The following is a 20,581-nucleotide window of genomic DNA, read 5'->3' on the forward strand; positions in this document are numbered from 1 at the left end:
TTCTCAGGACTCTCACCCCACCCAACGGATCCTACGGGGCATGCATTCCCGACGTGTCCGGGCGCACGTGGGGGTTGCGTTCAGGTGCCCGTCAGCCGCGGTCGTAGTCGTGGGTGTACAGCAGCTCGCCCTCGGGCGAAGCATCCTTCAGACACGAGGAGTCGACGATGAACGCCGTGACACGATGCGCCGGATCGGTCTTGTGGGGCAGCACGACGAGGTAGGCGCTCTTTCCTTCGTACGTGCCCTTGTCCACAGCCAGCGGGTCCTCATTGCGGTGGGTTCCGAGTTGCACGCACGCCGGGACCGTGGCGGCCCGCTTCGGCATCGGAAGGGACTTCGGCGACTGGGGGCTGCTCTCTTGCGTTCCGAAAGAGGGTGCCTTCGTGGCAAGGGGCTCGGTGCTTTTGCTGCTCGTGCCGAGCAGCTCCGAGACCTTCGCATCCAGTGAGCCGTCCGCGAAGGTGTTGGCGGGGCCACTCTCCTTCGCTGTCGGCGTCCCGTCCCCGTTCTGCAGCAGGAGCGCGCCTACGCCGAGCGCGGCGACGGTCAGGACCGCGCTGAGAGCGGCGCCTGTGCGCCGTCGCCTTGTGCGGGGCTTGCGCCCCGGCCCAGCGGCGGCACGGGCGTGTCCGGACGGCCGGTTCGTGGAACGGGATGCGGACGCGGTCGATGTTTCACGTGAAACGGGATCGTCGGTCGTGTCGTGTGCCTCTTCGACCGTCTCCGTCTCCGTCTCCGTCGCAGCGTCCGCGTCAGCGGCCTCGGGCTGAAGCTCGGGGTTGAGGCTGTCCAGGAGCGCTTCAGCGGCCAGCGCCGCGTCGATGCGTCCGGCCACGTCGTCGGGCATACGGGACGGGCCAGGCAGCGGCGCACCGAGGAGGCCGCGGATCTCTTCCAGAGAGGCGTAGACGTCGGCACAGAGCACGCAGCCATCAAGGTGCCGTCGGAGATCGGCGGTGCGGGAAGCAGGCAGCAGCCCTTCGGCGAGGTCGGAGATCTCGGCAACCTCCGGGTGTTCCGCCGTATCGGTCGTATCGGTCGTGGATGTCACCCTCGCCCACCTCCGCCCTTCACCGCAGCCGAATCATGTGGTCCTGCCTCGTCCCGAGGCCCTGCTGCCGGTGGGACGGATGTCCCCCGCGTCCGGTTCCTCGCGGGAGGTGGATTCTTGTCACCCGCCCGACCGTCGCCGTCCGCACGGAGGTGGGTCAGGAGGGGGAGCAGTCTGGCTCTGCCGCGAGCGCAGCGACTCTTGACGGTACCGACGGGGACGTCGAGTATCCGGGCGGCCTCGGCCACCGGGTAGCCCTGCATGTCGACGAGGACGAGGGCGGCCCGCTGGTCGGCCGGCAGCGATCGCAGAGCGGTCAGGAGCTCACGGTGGAGGTCGTTGCGCTCGGCAGGGGCGGCGGCGGACTCGTGCGGCTCCAGGAGCTGGTCGAGGCGCTCGGTGTCGTCCACGGGCGAGGTCTTGCGGGAGGCCGTCTTGCGGGCCCGGTCCAGGCAGGCGTTGACGGTGATGCGGTGCAGCCAGGTCGTCACGGCCGACTGGCCGCGAAACGTGTGCGCGGCGCGGTAGGCGGAGACCAGCGCGTCCTGAACGGCGTCGGCGGCTTCCTCCCGGTCGCCCAGCGTCCGCAGGGCCACGGCCCAGAGCCGGTCCCGGTGACGGCGCACGATCTCGCCGAAGGCGTCGGGGTCACCGGCCACGTGGCGGGAGAGGAGATCCTTGTCGCTTGTTCCGCCGTGGGCGTCATCCACGTGGAACCTCCTCCCCCTGCGCGTCCCGTGTCGTCAGCCGGTGAACTTCACGTCCGTGATGCCCTGCTTGTATCCGGCGTTGCTGTACCCATCCTTGCCCGCCTGGGGCAGTGCGGTCAGCCAGAGCAGCACATAGCGCGTGTTGACAGGCTTGTCCGTCTTGATGCTGGCGGATGTGCTCGTGGTCTGCGTCTTGGAGCCGATCCGCTTCAGCCCGTCCACCGAGGCCGGGGAGAGCGAGTCCGCCGCGTACAGCGAGACCGTCGTGTGGTCGCCGGTGTAGCGAAGCCCTATCGAGGCCGCGGACACGTCCTTGGCCGAGCCGAGGTCGTAGACGATGCCGACGCCCGGCTTTATGACGATCTCGGGACCGTCGATGAACGATTTGGTTCGCCAGAAGGTGGAGCTGTCGTCGTCGTAGGTCTGCGCGACGGCCTCCGGCGCCTGCGCGTCGCCCTCGGCGACGTACTCCTTGGCGTCAGAGATGGTGATCGGCTTGACGGGCTTCTTGTCGCTCTTGCTGCCGCCGTTCTCCGTGGTGTGCGTGGTGTCGGGAGTCTCCGGCTTGTTGCGGTCCATGAGGGCATCCGCCAGCTGCCAGCTGCCCAGCCCCAGGGCGGCGATGAGCAGCGCCGAGACGGCCCACTTGAGGGCCTTGCCGGTGCGGCTCTGCAGTGGGAGCGGCGGGGCCGGTACGGGCTGTGTGACGCCGGGGCCGGCGGGGCGCCCGAACGGGCCCTGCTGGTACGTCGTCCGCTGATATTCGGGCGGCGCGGTGAACGCGGGCTCCGGCGGTCGGATCTTGGGCATCTCGCCGATCGCCTTGACCAGGTCCTCCGGCGTGGTGCACGGCGGTTCCTGGCGGGACGCCGTCGCTCCGTCGTTGGCGAGCGCGCGCATGGCGAGCTCGGCGAGGCCGCGGTGGACGCCGGCCCGTACCTGGTCGGGGGCGATGAGGCCGACGCCCTTGGGCAGTCCGGACAGGCCGTACGCGTCGTTCTCGTACGGCCAGCGCTGGGTCAGGGCGGCGTACAGGAGGGCGCCGATCGCCTCGGTGTCCGTGCGCTGCGGGGTGTCGGAGGTGATGCCGCGCAGTGCGGCGTTCACGGCGAGGCCGCGGATGCGCCACTGTCCCGTGGAGGTGCGCAGTACGGCGCTGGGCGTGAGCCGCAGATGGGCGAGGCCCTCGCGGTGAGCCGCGGCCATGGCGTAGGAGATCTGGCTGACCATCTGGTAGGCGTCGTGCGCCTCCAGGGAGCCGACCGCGAGCAGCGCCGTGAGCTCGGTGGCGTCGGGCAGCCATTCGTGGACGACGTAGACGAGGTCGTTCTCCTCGACCGCGTCCAGGACCTGGACGAAGCGAGGGTCGCCGAGCAGCGCCGACGAGCGGGCCGCGGCGAGTACCGAGCGCGCTCGCGGGTGGTCGGCGGGCAGCAGGTGCACGCCGACAGCGCGGCGGAGTTTCTCGTCCACCGCACGCCAGCTGCTGAAACCGTCCAGACGAGTGACGCATTCCTCGAGCCGGTAGCGTCTGGCGAGCTTGTGGCCGCTGTGCAGCTCGGGCGGTGAGGACGTGCGAGGGCTCACGTGGGTCCCCGTCTCCGCGGTGTCCGCGGGCTCCTCATGTGCCGTGGTGTCTCGCTCCGCGATGTCGGCCACCCCGTCGGCCGTGGCCTCGTCCGCCTTGTCCGCACTGGCGGCCAGCGGTTCGTTCCCGCCGTTGTCGGCCACGTCGACGGCAGCCGTGCTCCGTTCCGCCACCGTCGCTCCTGCCTCCCCATTCGTTGCACTCACTCCGACGCCCAAGCCAATTGTGCCCACAGTCCGACGCTATGCACGACACACGGTGGTCGCCGAAGGTTGTGCGCGATCCCGGTCCTCTCAGCGGCCGAGGCGTCCACGGACCATACCGACCATCGAATTGAGCTCCTCGATCCGCATCTTCCGAGCGGCCACGTAGAAGGCGCCGAGCAGGGCCGCACCGCCGATGACCAGCGCCGCGATCGATCCGAGCGCGCCATGGCCGAGCACCATGGTGAGCGCGTACCCGATGCCACCGCCGATGATCGCGGCGGGCACGGCGGCCAGGCAGAGGCGGGCGTACGTCCGCACGACGTTCGCGCCGTCCAGGTCGCCGCCGAGCCGCTTGCGCAGCCGCCGCCAGGCGACCCCGACGCCGATCGCGTACGCGAGACCGTACGAGAAGGCCATGCCGACGACCGCCCAGCGGGCGGGCAGGATCACGTAGCACAGGGCCGACGCGGCGGCGTTGACCGCGGCGACGATGACCGTGTTGTAGAAGGGCGTCCGGGTGTCCTCGTACGCGTAGAAGCCGCGCAGCACCACGTACTGCACGGAGAACGGGATGAGGCCGAGGCCGAACGCCATCAGGATGTAGCCCATCGACTTCGCCGCGCCAATGCCGCTGGAGCCGAAGAGCAGCGTGCACATCGGGACGCCGAGCGCGACGAACATGAAGGCCACCGGGACGATCGCCACGGCCGAGGTGCGCAGGCCCGAGGAGATGTCGTCGCGGACCGCGCCCGGGTCGCCGTCGTGGGCGGCGCGCGAGATGCGCGGCAGCATCGCGGCCATGACCGAGACGGTGATGATCGCCTGCGGCATGCCCCAGATCAGCTGGGCGTTGGAGTAGCCCATGATGCCGCTGCCCGCCGCGTTCGACGCCTCGCCCGCGGCGGTGGCCAGCTGGGTGACGACGATGACGCCCGCCTGGTTGGCCAGGACGAAAAGCACGGTCCACTTGGCGAGCTTGACGGCCTTGCCGAGGCCGTGGCCCTTCCAGTCGAAGCGGAGACGGAAGCGGAAACCGGTCTCGCGCAGGTACGGGATCATCGCGAGGGCCTGCACGGCCAGGCCGAGGAGGGTGCCGATGCCGAGGAGACGGACCCCGTCCGGCGGGATGGTGGTGACACCCATGTGGGACTCGGACGCGGTGCCGTAGACCCAGATGAACATGCCGAACGTGAAGATCATGACGATGTTGTTGAGGACCGGGGTCCACATCATCGCGCCGAATTTCCCGCGGGCGTTCAGGATCTGGCCCATGACCACATGCACACCCATGAAGAAGATCGTGGGCAGGCAGTAGCGGGCGAAGGTGACACCGACGCTGTCCGCGGCGGGATTGTCCGAGACCGTGCTCGACATCAGGTTGATCAGCAGCGGCGCGGCGAGGACGACGACCGCCACGATCACCGCGAGGGCCATGATCACGAGGGTGAGCAGGCGGTTGGCGTACGCCTCGCCGCCGTCGTCGTCCTCCTTCATGGCACGGACGAGCTGAGGCACGAAGACGGAGTTCAGGCCGCCGCCGACGGTCAGGATGTAGATCATCGTCGGCAGGGTGTAGGCGACGGTCCAGGTGTCGCCGAGGAGCCCGGCGCCCAGCGCCGCGGTGATGACCATGGTGCGGACGAAGCCGGTGAGGCGGGATACGAGCGTGCCCGCTGCCATCACCGCGCTCGACTTCATCAGGCTCGCCGCACGGCCCGCCTTCTTCGAGGCGGCAGCGGGCGCGGGAGCGGCCGGCGGTGGAGCGGCCTGGAGCGGTGCCTGCCCGAGGAACGTGGTCGGGTCGTCGACCGGCTGCTCGGCCCGGGCGTGACCGCCGCGGTAGCCGGGCTGCTGGTCACGGAAGAGATGAGCGAAGGCGTCCGGCTCGTGGCGCTCCTCGCCGGCCTGCGTCACGAGGTCGTCGACACCGACGAACTGGGTCGTCCGTGCGTCGTCGCCGTACGGCAGGTACTGGGAGGGGCCCTCCGGCTCCGGCGCGGGCGTCTGTGCCCAGACGCGCGGGTCGGGCTGGTACTGGTTCGTGGGCGGTGGCGCGTACAGGGGCTGCGGCGCCTGGTAGCTGCCCGGGGGCGGCGGCGGGTGCGCGGAGCGGTCGTACAGCGCCTCGGTCACCGGGTCCTGGGCGGACAGGTCGTGCGCCCGGTACGGGTCCTGACCGTACGCGTCCTGGAGGTACGCGTCCTGTGGATAGTTGTCCTGCCCGTAGGCGTCGGGGGCGGGCTGGGGCGGCGGCACCTGGCCGCCGGACCCGTGGGGATCGTACGGGTGGCCATCGCCCGAAGCAGAGCCGCCCGAGCCCTGACCACGGTCACCGTCGTACGGCGCGTTCATGGTTACCCCACCTCATCGTCCCGGGCCCACCGGCCACGACATCGCTCAACGGTCCACTCTCTCACCCGTGCCCGACGGGGCCGCGCTTTCCGAAGTGGTGTCAGACGTCGGGTCACTCGGCTGCTGCGGTACATCCGCCCGCGCACCGGGAGCCGACTCGTCCTCCGCCTCGTCCCGCGCCGGCTCGGCGGTTTCGGCGGTCTCATCCTGCGGCGCACCCTCTTCCAGTTGGGCGGCGGCAGTGCGCTTGCGCTGGGTATACATCCGGAACCCGGCCAGGACGAGGAGCAGGACGCCGCCGCCGATGACGAGCATCACGGTGGGCGTGATCTCGGTGGCGTCCACCTTGAAGTCCATTCTGGCGCCGTAGGGCTGGTTGTCCTCGGTGTACAGCTGGGCGTAGACCGTGATGGGTCCCGTGGCCTTCGCCGTCGTGGTGAACTTCACGGACTGGCTGTGCCCGCTGGCGATCTTGACCGCCTTGTCCTCGGAGACGCCGTCGCCGATCCGCAGGCGCGTGCCGTTGGCCGAGGTGAGGCGCAGCACCAGGTGGTCGACGTCCTGCCACAAATTGTTCTGCACGGACACCGGGATGGTCGCGCTGCGCCCCGAAAGCCGTACCCGGGACTTCTCGATCAGCGCCACTTGGTTGGTGCTGTCGGAGAGGTACGTCGAGACGCCGTTGCGGAAGGACCCGGAGACCTTGGCCCTGCCCCGCCACGATGTGGACATCTCCCGGTCCATCGAGCGGCCGAACGGCGTGACCACCCGGGACCGGTCGGTGAGGACGACCTTGAAGTTCTCGAGGTCGTCCTGAGTGCTCTGGATCTGCTCGAACGCCGCTCGCGACAGTTCCTGCTTGCGCAGGGGCGAAGGATAGGACCGAGCCGAGGGGACGCGGGTGGTCGCGCCCGGGTCCGGCTTCGCACTGGTCGCGGCCACCAGGCTCTGCGGCTGGGACCAGGTGCCGTCCTGCAGCGCGTGCAGCGCCTGGGCCATGGCGTGGGCCTGGCTCGAGGTGGGCATCCGCTGAGGGGCCACCACGACATTGCGCTGCTTGTCCGTCTGCCGGGTCAGCATGAGGCTCTGGGCGAGGAACTCCTGGACGGCGAGCGTGGAGTTCTCGGCGCGTGACATGTCGCCCTGGAAGGCGGTCGACAGCCGGGCGTCGGCGACGACGGCCGTCGCGCCGCCGCCGATGGGGCGCGCCGCGGACGGCGTGTACGTCAGGTCGCCCGTCTCCTGGAAGGTGTCGCTGCGCGCGATGATCTTGTTGGCGCCCGCGGAGGTGGCGACCTTGACGATGTCCGGGTCGACGGCGCCCTCGGCGGGCCATGCGTACGACGTGTCGGCCTTCGCGTGGAGGATCGTGTCCACGGTGTACACGGCCGCGTCCGTGGCGTCCTTGAGATGGCCGAGGGATCCGGAGACCTTCGTGCCGGTGTGCGCGAGGGACGCCAGATCGGGATCGGCGAACGGGAGCGTGACCACCTTCTGGCCCTGGACGGCCGTCTGCAGGTCGCGCAGCCACTCCTTGGCGATCGCCTGGTCCTTGCCAGGTGTGATCTTCCCGTCGGAGCCCTTGATCGTGTACGTGTCCGTCATGGCGTCGACCGAGGCCAGCAGGTCGGGGTCGATCACCCAGGTGACGTCGAGATCGTCGCCGAGCGCCAGCATCTGCTGGAGACGGCCGCCCGGGCCGATCTGCCGCGCGAGGCTGTCGTCGTTGAAGACGGGCGTCTGCTGCTCGCTCGTGCCCGTCTCGGCGGTGAGGTGGGTGTCGGAGATCAGGGGCCACAGGACGGTGGTCCTGGTTCGGGTGTCGGCCCGGCCGGGCTGCCAGGGCAGGAAGGTCCGCTGGATGCCGAGCGTCTGCTGGTACGGGGCGGCGGCGGTCTGGCCCATGAGGGCGGCGCTGATCTGGTAGACGCCATCGGCGCCGAGATGCAGTTCCTTGACCGGTACGGACAGGGTGAAGTCCTGGGTGGCGCCGGGCGCCAGCTTCGCGAACTTCTGGGCGTACTTGCTCGCGACCTCCGTGCCGTCGGGCGCTCCTCCGGTGCCGCTCTTGGCTGCGTCGTCGATCGCCGAGCGTCCGCCGTAGGAGCTACCGACACGCAGGCCCACGTGCGCGTCGGTGACGGTCTGCTTGCCGTTGTTGGTGACCTTGCCGCGAACAGTGAGGGTGTCCTGTGCGGACGGTGCGACGGGCGAGAGCTGGTTCACGGCCACGTCGACCGTCTTCGTGCCGGTCGCCGCCGCGGCCGCTGATGTCGCCGCGTGGGCGGACGCGGGGGCGGCACCGGGCAGGAGTGGCAGCGCGGCCAGGAGCGGTGCGGCGGCGAGCAGAGCGCCGGTGCGCCGCAGCAGGCGGCGGGCAGGTGAGGGACTCATCCCTGGGTAGTCTGCCGCCTCGGCCACGCGCTCGTCCGTCCCTCGTCGTCGTCAGTGGTCGCAGATGTGTCCACGCATGGTAACGAGGAGCCCTGTGGCTGAGTGCCACGGTCTGCTCCACAAGATCGTGGAGCCAGGGTAGGGGGCCGCTCCGGTGGTCCTGCGGCGGCCCCGCGAAACGGTTCGGTCCGGGCGCGGTGAGCCACGTACCCTGTCCTGTTGTGCCGAACGCCAATGAAGACAACCCCAGCGCCCTCAGCCAGGTCCAGAGCCTCGCGGTGAGCGAGCTGCTGCGGGTCTCGCCCGTCGCAGACGACCTTGCCCGCCGATTTCAGGAGGCCGGGTTCTCTCTCGCCCTGGTCGGCGGTTCGGTCCGGGACGCGCTGCTCGGCCGGCTCGGCAACGACCTGGACTTCACCACCGACGCGCGTCCCGAGGACGTACTGAAGATCGTCCGGCCGTGGGCCGACGCGGTGTGGGAGGTCGGTATCGCCTTCGGCACCGTCGGCTGTCAGAAGAACGCGCGCGTTGGTGACGTCGAGCAGAGCTTCCAGGTGGAGGTCACCACCTACCGCTCGGAGGCGTACGACCGCACCTCGCGCAAGCCCGAGGTGTCCTACGGCGACTCCATCGAGGAAGATCTCGTCCGCCGAGACTTCACCGTGAACGCGATGGCCGTCGCGCTGCCGGAGAAGGACTTCATCGACCCGCACGGAGGCCTCGAAGACCTGGCGGCGCGCGTCCTGCGGACGCCCGGCACACCCGAGGACTCATTCTCCGACGACCCACTGCGCATGATGCGCGCCGCACGCTTCGCCGCCCAGCTCGACTTCGAGGTGGACCCCGACGTGATCGCCGCGATGAAGGCGATGGCCGGCCGGATCGAGATCGTCTCGGCGGAGCGGGTCCGGGACGAGCTGAACAAGCTTCTCCTGTCGGCCCATCCGCGCAAGGGCCTCACGCTGCTCGTCGACACCGGCCTGGCCGACTACGTCCTTCCCGAGCTGCCCGCCCTGCGCCTGGAGCGGGATGAGCACCACCGGCACAAGGACGTCTACGACCACTCGCTGATCGTGCTCGAACAGGCCATGGCGCTGGAGACCGACGGACCCGACCTGACGCTGCGCCTCGCGGCCCTGCTGCACGACATCGGCAAGCCGCGCACGCGCCGGTTCGAGTCGGACGGCCGCGTCTCCTTCCACCACCACGAGGTGGTCGGCGCCAAGATGACGAAGAAGCGCATGACCGCGCTCAAGTACTCCAACGAGCTCGTGAAGGACGTTTCGCGTCTCGTAGAGCTGCACCTGCGCTTCCACGGCTACGGCACCGGCGAGTGGACGGACTCCGCCGTACGTCGTTATGTGCGGGACGCAGGCCCGCTCCTGGAGCGTCTGCACAAGCTGACCCGGTCCGACTGCACGACCCGTAACAAGCGCAAGGCGAACGCCCTGTCCCGCGCCTATGACGGTCTTGAGGAGCGCATCGCCCGGCTGCAGGAGCAGGAAGAGCTGGACTCGATCCGTCCGGACCTTGACGGCAACCAGATCATGGAGATCCTGGAGGTACGACCGGGCCCGGTGATCGGCCAGGCGTACAAATTCCTGCTCGAGCTTCGACTGGAGAACGGCCCGATGGAGCAGGACGCGGCAGCGGCGGCCCTGAAGGAGTGGTGGGCTGGTCAACCGCAGGACTGAGACACGATCAACGCCTCGGGGCTCTGTTTCACGTGAAACAGAGCCCCGAGGCGTTGATCGATGTGGGGCGGTGTTTCACGTGAAACGCCACTCTGACGCGCTGAGGAGCTCAGTCAGGCTGTGTCTTTCACCCGTGCACGGGACCGGGCCATGCCGAGCGCGATCGTCCCGTAGAGCGCCGCGATGAACACCACCAGAGGGATGGAGCGGCCGTCAGGGGGCAGCATCAGCGCCGCCACGCCTGCCGCGCCGACGAAGGAGATGTTGAAGAGCACGTCGTAGACGGAGAAGATCCGGCCGCGGAACCCGTCGTCCACCGAGGACTGCACGACCGTGTCGGTGGCGATCTTCGCCCCCTGCGTAGTGAGCCCCAGCACGAAGGCGGCCACCAAGGTGGGGACCGGTGCGAAGGGGAGCCCGAGAGCGAGTTCCAGGACAGACGCCGCCCCGGCGCAGACCACGATCCAGCCGCCCGACCCAAACCGTCCCGCCGCCGCGGGCGTGATGACCGCCGCCACGAAGAACCCCGCACCAGAGACGCCCATCGCGAGGCCCAGCAGGGCCAGCCCTTCGGATTCCGTTGACGACCAGGCGTAGCGGCACAGCATGAGCACCATGACAAGCAGAGCGCCGTAGCAGAACCGCATCACCGTCATCGCCGCCAGAGCGCGCGCCGCGGGCCGCCGGGACGCGAGATGGCGTACGCCCGCAAGGAGGTCGCGTGCGGTCCCGGCCAGGGCGGTCCCGAGCCGGGGCTGTATCAGGTCGCGCTCTGGTCCGAGGAGCTGTATGCCCATGCGGAGGGAGGCGAGCGCTGCGCAGAGGTAGAGGGCCGCGCCGAGGAGGACGACTGCCGCGTCCGAGTCCGAGCCCACGAGCCGGACGGCGAAGGCCAGACCGCCTCCGAGCGTCGCGGCGAGAGTGCCGGCCGTTGGGGACAGCGAGTTGGCGATGACGAGCCGGTCGGCGTCGACGACGCGAGGCAGCGCGGCCGACAGCCCGGCCAGAACGAAGCGGTTGACCGCGGTGACGCAGAGGGCTGAGGCATAGAAGAGCCAGTCGGGTGCGTGGCTCAGCATGAGTGCGGCTGTCACGGAGGCCAGAAGGACCCGCAGAAGGTTGCCGTAGAAGAAGACCTGACGGCGGCGCCAGCGGTCGAGGAGGACGCCCGCGAAGGGGCCCACGAGGGAGTACGGAAGCAGCAGGACGGCCATCGCGGAGGCGACGGCGGTGGGTGTCGTCTGATTCTCCGGGGAGAAGACGACGTAGGTGGCGAGCGCTACCTGGTAGACACCGTCCGCGCCCTGGGAGAGCAGGCGCACGGCGAGCAGACGCCGGAAATCGCGTAGGCGCAGCAGGACGCGCAGGTCACGGACGACAGCCATGGGCACAGCCTCACATAGAGAAGGCCCCCGGATGCACGATGAGTGCGGTCCAGGGGCCTCCAGAAGCCCTCAGGCAGGTGCTGTTTCACGTGAAACAGCACCGCGGGAGGAAGGTCAGCGCTCGACCTCCCCCTTGATGAACTTCTCGACGTTCTCGAAGGCCTCGTCGTCGAAGTACTGCACCGGCGGGGACTTCATGAAGTACGAGGACGCGGAGAGAATCGGGCCGCCGATGCCGCGGTCCTTGGCGATCTTCGCGGCGCGCACGGCGTCGATGATGACACCCGCGGAGTTCGGGGAGTCCCAGACCTCGAGCTTGTACTCGAGGTTCAGCGGGACCTCACCGAAGGCGCGGCCCTCGAGACGGACGTACGCCCACTTGCGGTCGTCGAGCCACGCGACGTAGTCGGACGGGCCGATGTGGACGTTCTTCTCGCCCAGCTCACGGTCGCGGATCTGCGAGGTGACGGCCTGCGTCTTGGAAATCTTCTTCGACTCGAGGCGGTCGCGCTCAAGCATGTTCTTGAAGTCCATGTTGCCGCCGACATTGAGCTGCATGGTGCGCTCGAGACGGACACCGCGGTCCTCGAACAGCTTCGCCATCACACGGTGCGTGATGGTGGCACCGACCTGCGACTTGATGTCGTCGCCGACGATCGGGACGCCCGCCTCGGTGAACTTGTCCGCCCACTCCTTGGTGCCGGCGATGAAGACCGGGAGGGCGTTGACGAAGGCGACCTTGGCGTCGATGGCGCACTGGGCGTAGAACTTCGCCGCGTCCTCGGAACCCACGGGCAGGTAGCAGACGAGAACGTCGACCTGCTTGTCCTTGAGGACCTGGACGACGTCGACCGGGGCCTCGGCGGACTCCTCGATCGTCTCGCGGTAGTACTTGCCCAGACCGTCGAGCGTGTGGCCACGCTGGACCTGCACGCCCGAGTTCGGGACGTCACAGATCTTGATGGTGTTGTTCTCGGAGGCGCCGATGGCGTCCGCGAGGTCCAGGCCGACCTTCTTCGCGTCGACGTCGAACGCGGCGACGAACTCGACGTCGCCGACGTGGTAATCGCCGAACTGGACGTGCATGAGGCCGGGGACCTTGGTCTCCGGGTCAGCGTCCTTGTAGAACTCGACGCCCTGCACCAGCGAGGCGGCGCAGTTGCCCACGCCGACGATGGCTACGCGAACCGAACCCATTCCGGTTGCTCCCTGTGTGTACTGGTGAAGTCCTGACCGGACTTCACGTGGCGGTGTCGTCGGACGGATCCGGCCGGGTGCTGTCCCGGTGCCGGGGCAGGCCGCCCGTCTCTCCAGATGTGTCCTGCTGAGCTGCGTCCCCCGGGCCGGTCTTTCGCTGGTCACGGCCCGCGCGCTCGCTCTCGATGAGCTCGTTCAGCCAGCGCACTTCGCGCTCCACGGACTCCATGCCGTGGCGCTGCAGCTCGAGTGTGTAGTCGTCCAGGCGCTCCCGGGTGCGGGCGAAGGAGAGGCGCATCTTCTCGAGACGCTCCTCCAGACGGCTTCGACGGCCCTCGAGGACGCGCATGCGCACATCGCGTGACGTCTGCCCGAAGAAGGCGAATCGCGCGGCGAAGTGCTCGTCCTCGTAGGCGTCGGGGCCGGTCTGCGAGAGCAGGTCTTCGAAGTGCTCCTTACCTTCCGCCGTGAGCCGATAGACGATCTTGGCGCGACGTCCCGTGAGTGCGGCGGGAGCGTCGGCGGGACCGGCACCCGGTTCCTCGATCAACCAGCCGTTCGTGACCAGCGTCTTGAGGCAGGGGTACAGCGTTCCGTAGCTGAAGGCGCGGAAGACCCCCAGCGACGTATTAAGTCGTTTGCGCAGCTCATAGCCGTGCATCGGGGATTCGCGGAGCAGTCCGAGTACGGCGAACTCAAGGATGCCGGAGCGCCGGCTCATCGTCGCCTCCTCACTGTCGCGGGCCCATGTATCGACTCTTTATGTCGTGCTGATGTATCGACTCGATACATCAGCACGATAGAACGACCCTACGACTGGGACAAGAGGGATCACGGTGAACGGCGTCACATCGTTGATTCATAGGAGCAACTTGCCTGTTTTGGCATGAACTTCGGCGCTCGGAGGGTTTTGACGGTGCGTAGTCTGTCCGCCATGCAGACCACCGGGAACCATGTGATGCCTGGGGGCGTCGTTGTCCCGGGTGCAGTGCGGGTGAGTGCCGGGAGCGGCGCATCCGTACGTCGGGGGGACCGGACACCAGACGCCGTTTCCAGGCGCGCGAGGCCGCGCCTGCCCGAGGAGTAATCGTTCGATGAGCGAGCACCGTCGCAAACCGCCGCAGCCGCAGGGCGGGCGCGCCGCGGCCCGTCGCGGAGCGTCAGGAGAACCGTCGGGCCGCCGTGCGGCACCGCGCGGCAGCACCGCGTCGCCTTCCGGTTCCTACGATCCCCCGAGTTCCTCGGGTTCGTACGGCAGCCAGGGCGACGACCCACCCTGGGGAGGACGGGCGGAGGCCCGCCGCGCCGCGCAGCGTGGTGGTGGGCGGCGCAGGGCCGCCGAGGGCGGCGCCGGACGCGGTGGCGCCGGCGGAGGAGGGCGCCGCGGTGGCGGTGGCCCGGATGGACCGAACGGGCCCGGACGCGGCAGAGGCCGCGGTCCGGAGAAGAAGCGGTTCATCGACTACCCGCGTGCGAACAAGTACGGCTGGCGCCGCTGGATGCCGTCCTGGCGGCTCGTGACAGGGGCGGGCGTCGGGTTCCTGGGCAGCATGATGCTGGTGGCGGGGATCGCGTACGCGATGGTTGGCGTGCCCAAGGTGGCTGACACCGCCTCGGCGCAGAACAACGTCTACTACTGGGCGGACGGCACGCAGATGGTCGCCACCGGTGGTGAGACCAACCGCCAGATCATCAAGTACGAGGACATCCCCAAGTCCATGCGTTATGCCGTCATGTCGGCCGAGAACAAGACGTTCGAGACCGACAAGGGCGTCGACCCGATGGGTATCGCGCGCGCCGTGTTCAACATGGCCAGGGGCGGCGAGACCCAGGGTGGTTCGACGATCACCCAGCAGTACGTGAAGAACGCGATGCTGGAAGACCAGTCGCAGACGGTCAGCCGAAAGATGAAGGAACTCCTCGTCTCCATCAAGGTCGGCCGTACGGTCGACAAGGACGACGTGATGGCGGGGTACCTCAACTCGGCGTACTACGGCCGTGGCGCCTACGGCATCCAGGCCGCCGCCCGTACGTACTTCGCCAAGGACGCCTCGAAGCTCGACGCGAGCCAGACCGCTTTCCTCGCCGCCGTCCTCAAGGGCGCCACGTACTACGACCCGGCCGGTTCCCCTGAGATCGACCCGGTGAACGCCACCAAGGAGAAGAACTCCGAGCGGGCCACGGCCCGCTGGAAGTGGATCCTGGACGAGGAGGTCAAGGACGGCCACCTGTCCGCCTCCGAGCGCAACGGGTACACGGAGTTCCCGAAGCTGCAGAATCCGCGCGCCAATGCCGAGCTCGGCGGCCAGATCGGCTACCTCGTCGACCTCGCCAAGGCGTACGTGATCAACAACAGCAACGGGAAGATCACCGCCAACGCCATGCAGCTCGGCGGTTACGAGATCCACACGACCTTCGACCGCAAGAAGGTGAATCAGCTCGAGGACGCGGTCAAGAAGGTCCGCCAGGAGAACCTCGACGAGAAGCGCAAGGTCAACGGAGAGTACGTCGACAAGTACGTGCAGTTCGGCGGTGCTTCCGTGAGCCCCGAGGACGGCGCCATCGAGGCCATCTACGGCGGTGCGGACGCCACCAAACACTTCACCAACAACGCCGATGTGACCGGTGCCCAGGTCGGTTCGACGTTCAAGCCGTTCGTCCTGGCCGCGGCCTTCCAGTACGGCGTCAAGGACCCGGACGGGGCGGAGGAGCAGGACGAGACGGAGCGCACCATCGTCTCGCCGAAGAGCCTCTACAGCGGCAAGAACGGCCTGAAAATCCAGGAGTACAACGGCGATGTCTGGATGAACGAGAAGGGCAAGCAGTGGAACCAGACGAACGACGGTAAGAAGTCGTACAACGCGCCGAGCTACCAGATCGACCTGCGTGAGGCGATGCGTGAGTCCGTGAACTCGGCCTATGTACAGCTGGGCATGGACGTGGGGCTGAACAAGGTGAAGGAGGCCGCGCTGAAGGCGGGCATCCTGGAGACCAGCTTCGCCAGCGCCAACTACCCGTCGTTCTCACTGGGTACGTCCAACCCGAGTGCGATCCGCATGGCGGGTGCCTACGGGACCTTCGCGGCCAGAGGGCAGCAGAACGACCCGTACTCGGTGAAGTCCGTGAAGCACGAGGGTGAGACCGTCTACACCCACAAGACGGCTCCCAAGCGCGCCTTCGACCAAGAGGTCGCCGACAACGTGACCGACGTCCTGAAGACGGTCGTCGACAAGGGCACCGGTACCAACGCCAAGCTGCCGGGCCGCGACGTGGCCGGCAAGACCGGTACCACCGACGGCAACAAGTCCGCCTGGTTCGTGGGCTACACCAAGCAGCTGTCCACGGCGATCACGATGTACCGGATGGACGACAACGAGAAGTCCAAGAACCGCAAGTTCCTGGAGATGTACGGGACGGGCGGCCAGACGAAGATCCACGGTGCCTCGTTCCCGTCGGAGATCTGGCACGACTACATGTCCCAGGCCATGAAGGGCCTGCCGAACGAGTCGTTCCCGGAGCCCGAGCCCATCGGCAAGGTCGTCGGTGCGACGCCGACCCCCACCCCGACGCCGACCCCCACACCCACGCCGACGCCGACCCCCACGCCGACCGAGACGACGCCGAGCCCGTCCATGACCGCCCCGTCGTCTCCGACACCCACGGAGACCTGCAACAAGTGGACGGACTGGACGTGCGGGAAGGACGGCGGAACGACGGACGGTGGGACCGACGACGGTGGGACCACGGACGGTGGAACGACCGATGCCGGGACGACTGAGGGCCAGACGTCGAACGGCGGGACCACCGACGGTGGAGGCACAGACAGTGGAACCACCAGAGGCCAGACCGGAGGCCTCATCGGAGGTAATACCGAGCAATAGCCTCCGCGCTTGCGCAGCGTGTTTCACGTGAAACGCTGCGTGTTCCACGACTGACGAGGGCCGTCGCACCGAGCCGGGTGCGGCGGCCCTCGTCACGTTCTCAGCCACGTACGGCAGGATGTGCGGCATGCCCAGTGCAGAGACGACGCGTATGAGCCGGCCTGAGCCTGAGCCGGAGATGGTGCGGCCGACCAGGGAGGACGAGGTCGCGGCGGCCGGCAGCGAGTTCATCGGCGGCCCCCTCGGCGTACGGGCGCTCCTGGGCCGCTCGTGGTGGTCACCGGTTCGTGTCATCGCGTTGGTGATGCTCGGCATGTTCGCGCTCGGGATGATCCAGAAGTTCCCGTGCTACGACGGATCGTGGTTCTTCGGGGCGAGCTCCCAGTACACGCACGCCTGCTACTCGGACATCCCGCACCTGTACCAGGGCCGCGGATTCGCCGACGGACTCGTGCCGTACTTCGACAAGCTGCCCGGAGACATGGACTACCTCGAATACCCGGTCCTCACCGGCGTCTTCATGGAGGTCGCCGCGTGGCTGACACCCGGCAGCGGCAGCATCCAGCACCAGGAGCAGGTGTACTGGATGGTCAATGCCGGGATGTTGATGGTCTGCGCCGCGTTCATCGCCGTCAGCGTCACCCGGACCCACCGCCGACGGCCCTGGGACGGGCTCCTGGTCGCTCTGGCGCCCGCGTTCGCGCTGACCGCCACCATCAACTGGGATCTCTTCGCAGTGGCGCTCACAGCGGCCGCGATGCTGATGTGGTCCCGCGGGCGCTCCCTCGCCTTCGGGGTGCTGCTCGGGCTCGCCACCGCCGCCAAGCTCTACCCCGTCCTGCTGCTCGGTCCGCTGCTCGTGCTGTGCTGGCGGGCCGGGAAGTGGCGGGCGTTCGGCGTGGCGACGGGTGGCGCGGTCCTGGCCTGGCTCGTCGTGAACGTTCCGGTGATGCTGCTCGCGCCCGAGGGCTGGTCGAAGTTCTACACGTTCAGCCAGGAACGCGGCGTCGACTTCGGCTCCTTCTGGCTGATCATCTCCCAGCACATGGACACGCCGCTCAACACCGAGGTCGTGAACACCCTGGCCACCGCCCTGATGGTGCTGGCGTGTCTCGGCGTCGCGGGGCTCACGCTGACCGCGCCGCGCCGCCCGCGCTTCGCACAGCTGGCTTTCCTCGTCGTCGCCGCCTTCATCCTCACCAATAAGGTCTACTCGCCGCAGTACGTACTGTGGCTGATCCCGCTCGCCGCTCTGGCGCGGCCCAAGTGGCGCGACTTCCTCATCTGGCAGGCGTGCGAGGTCGCGTACTTCCTCGGGATCTGGCTGTACCTCGCCTATACGACCAGCGGCGACAAGCATCAGGGCTTGCCGACGGAGGGCTATCAGCTGGCGATCGCCGCCCACCTCCTGGGCACGCTGTACCTGTGCGCCGTCATCGTGCGCGACATCTGGATGCCCGAGCGGGACATGGTGCGCCGTGGTGGTGAGGACGACCCTTCGGGCGGTGTGCTCGACGGCGCGGAGGACGTCTTCGTGTTCGGCTACGCGACCCATCCCCCGCAGCACGCCGGTTATGGCGGAGAGCTGCCGCCACCGGTGCACTGGGGCAAGGACCCGGGTGGTTCGCTCTGAGCGAACAAAGGCATTGAGGCCAACGTGAAGGGGCCGGGCACCTGCTGGGCGCCCGGCCCCTTCACGTCGGCCTGTGTCGGAGGTGGACTCAGCGGTCCACGAGCCGGTCGAACTGCGTGGTCGTGTGCCGGAGGTGGGCCACCAACTCCTCGCCCACCTTCGGCTCGGCGGCGTCCGAGGGCACGAAGAGGATCGACACCTGCATGTGCGGCGGCTCGGCGAACCAGCGCTGCTTGCCGGACCAGACGAACGGTGCGAGGTTCCGGTTGACCGTCGCCAGGCCGGCGCGGGCGACGCCCTTGGCGCGCGGCATGACGCCGTGCAGCGCCTTCGGGGCCTCCAGACCCACCCCGTGCGACGTGCCGCCCGCGACGACCACGAGCCAGCCGTCGGAGGCCGCCTTCTGCTGGCGGTAGCCGAACCGGTCGCCCTTGGCGACGCGCGTGACGTCCAGGACCGCGCCGCGGTACTCGGTCGCTTCGTGATCGCCCAGCCACAGCCGCGTGCCGATCCGTGCGCGGAAACGGGTCTGCGGGAACTGCTGCTGCAGACGCGCCAGCTCCTCGGCCTTGAGGTGGCTCACGAACATGGTGTGCAGCGGCAGCCGGGCCGCGCGCAGCCGGTCCATCCAGCCGATGACCTCCTCGACGGCGTCCGAGCCGTCGGTGCGGTCCAGGGGGAGGTGGATCGCGAACCCCTCCAGGCGCACGTCCTGGATGGCGTGGGCGAGCTGCGGCAGGTCCTGCTCCGTCACACCGTGCCGCTTCATCGAGGACATGACCTCGATGACGACGCGGGCGCCGACGAGGCCGTGGACGCCGTCGACGGAGGAGACCGAGCGAATGGCGCGGTCAGGCAGCGGAACCGGTTCTTCACCGCGCCGGAACGGGGTCAGGACCAGCAGGTCACCGCTGAACCAGTCCTTGATGCGAGCGGCTTCGTAGGTGGTCCCGACGGCGAGGATGTCGGAGCCGAGGCGGGTGGCCTCCTCCGCCAGCCGTTCGTGGCCGAAGCCGTAACCGTTTCCCTTGCAGACGGGTACGAGCCCCGGAAACTGATCGAACACGTGCTTGTGATGTGCCCGCCAGCGCGCGGTGTCGACGTAGAGCGTGAGCGCCATGGCCCGGTCCCGGAACCTTTCTCGTGGCTGCGGTGTATCAGAGGTATGAAAGAACTTTGGAGCTACGTGAATTGTGCCGGGTCCGCTGCGAAAGCGGAGCGGGGTGCGCCGGGGCGGGCCGCTGAGGGCGCCGTTCCCGGCCCACGGTCAGCGCCGCGACATGTAGATGTCGAGCGCCTTGTGCAGCAGCTTGTTGAGCGGGAAGTCCCACTCGCCGAGGTATTCGGCGGCCTCGCCGCCCGTGCCGACCTTGAACTGGATCAGGCCGAAGAGGTGGTCGGTCTCGTCGAGCGAGTCGCTGATGCCGCGCAGGTCGTAGACGGTGGCGCCGAGCGCGTAGGCGTCACGCAGCATCCGCCACTGCATCGCGTTCGAGGGCCGGACCTCGCGCCCGATGTTGTCGGAGGCGCCGTAGGAGTACCAGACGTGCCCGCCGACGACGAGCATCGTCGCCGCCGAGAGGTTCACTCCGTTGTGGCGCGCGAAGTACAGCCGCATGCGGTTGGGGTCCTCGGAGTTGAGAGCCGTCCACATGCGCTGGAAGTACGAGAGCGGGCGCGGCCGGAAGTGGTCACGCACAGCCGTGATCTCGTACAGGCGCTGCCACTCGGCGAGGTCCTGGTAGCCGCCCTGGACGACCTCGACACCAGCCTTCTCGGCCTTCTTGATGTTGCGGCGCCACAACTGGTTGAAGTTCTTGTGGACCTCTTCCAGAGAGCGGTTCGCGAGCGGCACCTGGAAGACGTAGCGCGGCTGGACGTCACCGAAACCGGCGCCGCCGTCCTCGCCCTGCTGCCAGCCCATACGGCGCAGTTTGTCGGCGACCTCGAAAGCACGGGGCTCGATGAAGTCCGCCTCGATGTCGCGCAGACGCTTGACGTCCGGGTCCTGGATGCCCTTCTTGATCGAAGCGGCCTCCCAGCGCCGGATGATGACCGGCGGGCCCATCTTCACCGAGAAGGCGCCCTGCTGCTTCAGGTGCGCGAGCATCGGGCGCAGCCAGTCGTCGAGGTTGGGCGCGTACCAGTTGATGACCGGACCCTCGGGAAGGTAGGCGAGATACCGCTTGATCTTCGGGAGCTGGCGGTACAGCACAAGGCCCGCGCCGACCATCTCGCCGTTGCGCTCGTCGAACCAGCCCATGCTCTCGGAGCGCCATTCGGCCTTGACGTCAGCCCAGGCCGGGACCTGCATGTGGCTAGCCGCGGGCAGGCTCTGGATATAAGCCAGATGCTGCTCTCGGCTGATGGTCCTCAGGGTCAGGCTCATTCGGGGCGCTCCTCGGGCTGGTGTGGCTCCCTGGGTACAGGGGCTCCGGCTCTCGCGCCGAAGCCTACTGCGCCCCGTGAGCGCCCCGACTGGCTGCA

At 68.5% G+C, this 20,581-nt stretch carries 13 protein-coding genes; 3 read left to right on the top strand and 10 right to left on the bottom strand.

The genetic code is table 11. From position 1 onward, the window contains the following. Positions 1-91 precede the first annotated feature (91 nt). From ACH4RC_RS17800 to ACH4RC_RS17820, 5 genes are all read right to left on the bottom strand, one after another. Entirely contained in the window at positions 92-1,054 is a 963-nt protein-coding gene (locus ACH4RC_RS17800; protein ID WP_398201420.1) for an anti-sigma factor family protein, read from the bottom strand. Further along, on the bottom strand, positions 1,051-1,764 hold the full coding sequence (sigM, locus tag ACH4RC_RS17805) for an RNA polymerase sigma factor SigM (protein ID WP_398201423.1): 714 nt from the start codon (positions 1,762-1,764) through the stop codon (positions 1,051-1,053). Before sigM ends, ACH4RC_RS17800 begins: the two co-directional genes overlap by 4 nt. Before the next feature lie 33 nt (positions 1,765-1,797). Next, on the bottom strand, positions 1,798-3,525 hold the full coding sequence (locus ACH4RC_RS17810; protein WP_398201426.1) for a serine/threonine protein kinase: 1,728 nt from the start codon (positions 3,523-3,525) through the stop codon (positions 1,798-1,800). Between the two features lie 120 nt (positions 3,526-3,645). Beyond that, positions 3,646-5,910: a murein biosynthesis integral membrane protein MurJ gene (gene murJ, locus ACH4RC_RS17815; protein WP_398201428.1), complete on the bottom strand. Its 2,265-nt coding sequence runs from the start codon at positions 5,908-5,910 to the stop codon at positions 3,646-3,648. A gap of 45 nt (positions 5,911-5,955) precedes the next feature. Further along, positions 5,956-8,304, bottom strand: a complete 2,349-nt coding sequence (locus tag ACH4RC_RS17820; protein ID WP_398201431.1) for a DUF6049 family protein — start codon at positions 8,302-8,304, stop codon at positions 5,956-5,958. A gap of 221 nt (positions 8,305-8,525) precedes the next feature. Here ACH4RC_RS17820 and ACH4RC_RS17825 point away from each other — a divergent pair, with 221 nt between their 5' ends. Further along, a complete protein-coding gene (locus ACH4RC_RS17825; RefSeq protein WP_398201433.1) occupies positions 8,526-9,998 on the top strand; it encodes a CCA tRNA nucleotidyltransferase in 1,473 nt (490 codons plus the stop codon). A 113-nt stretch (positions 9,999-10,111) separates the two neighbouring features. On the opposite strand, the gene ACH4RC_RS17830 is transcribed toward ACH4RC_RS17825, so the two are convergent. The 3 genes from ACH4RC_RS17830 to ACH4RC_RS17840 all read right to left on the bottom strand — a co-directional run bounded on the left by ACH4RC_RS17830 (position 10,112) and on the right by ACH4RC_RS17840 (position 13,301). Further along, entirely contained in the window at positions 10,112-11,383 is a 1,272-nt protein-coding gene (locus ACH4RC_RS17830; protein WP_398201436.1) for an MFS transporter, read from the bottom strand. Positions 11,384-11,497: 114 nt separating this feature from the next. After that, the gene (locus tag ACH4RC_RS17835; RefSeq protein ID WP_398201439.1) at positions 11,498-12,580 is read right to left on the bottom strand and encodes an inositol-3-phosphate synthase; all 1,083 of its coding nucleotides are present in this window, start codon (positions 12,578-12,580) and stop codon (positions 11,498-11,500) included. A gap of 43 nt (positions 12,581-12,623) precedes the next feature. Further along, positions 12,624-13,301 (bottom strand): helix-turn-helix transcriptional regulator, encoded by a 678-nt coding sequence (locus ACH4RC_RS17840; RefSeq protein WP_398201442.1) that lies wholly within the window; start codon positions 13,299-13,301, stop codon positions 12,624-12,626. Positions 13,302-13,674: 373 nt separating this feature from the next. On the opposite strand from ACH4RC_RS17840, the gene ACH4RC_RS17845 reads away from it, so the two are divergent. Both ACH4RC_RS17845 and ACH4RC_RS17850 read left to right on the top strand, forming a co-directional pair. After that, positions 13,675-16,461 (top strand): transglycosylase domain-containing protein, encoded by a 2,787-nt coding sequence (locus tag ACH4RC_RS17845; RefSeq protein ID WP_398201444.1) that lies wholly within the window; start codon positions 13,675-13,677, stop codon positions 16,459-16,461. A 118-nt stretch (positions 16,462-16,579) separates the two neighbouring features. After that, a complete protein-coding gene (locus ACH4RC_RS17850) occupies positions 16,580-18,094 on the top strand; it encodes a glycosyltransferase family 87 protein (RefSeq protein WP_398201447.1) in 1,515 nt (504 codons plus the stop codon). A gap of 88 nt (positions 18,095-18,182) precedes the next feature. Here ACH4RC_RS17850 and ACH4RC_RS17855 read toward each other — a convergent pair whose 3' ends face one another. Together ACH4RC_RS17855 and femX are read right to left on the bottom strand one after the other, a co-directional pair. Next, entirely contained in the window at positions 18,183-19,214 is a 1,032-nt protein-coding gene (locus ACH4RC_RS17855) for an alanine racemase (RefSeq protein WP_398201449.1), read from the bottom strand. 147 nt (positions 19,215-19,361) lie between these two features. Beyond that, positions 19,362-20,483, bottom strand: coding sequence for a peptidoglycan bridge formation glycyltransferase FemX (femX, locus tag ACH4RC_RS17860; protein ID WP_398201452.1), 1,122 nt, complete (start codon positions 20,481-20,483; stop codon positions 19,362-19,364). Positions 20,484-20,581 lie beyond the last annotated feature (98 nt).

This window comes from Streptomyces sp. NPDC016845 (assembly GCF_044332585.1).
GTDB lineage: Bacteria > Actinomycetota > Actinomycetes > Streptomycetales > Streptomycetaceae > Streptomyces.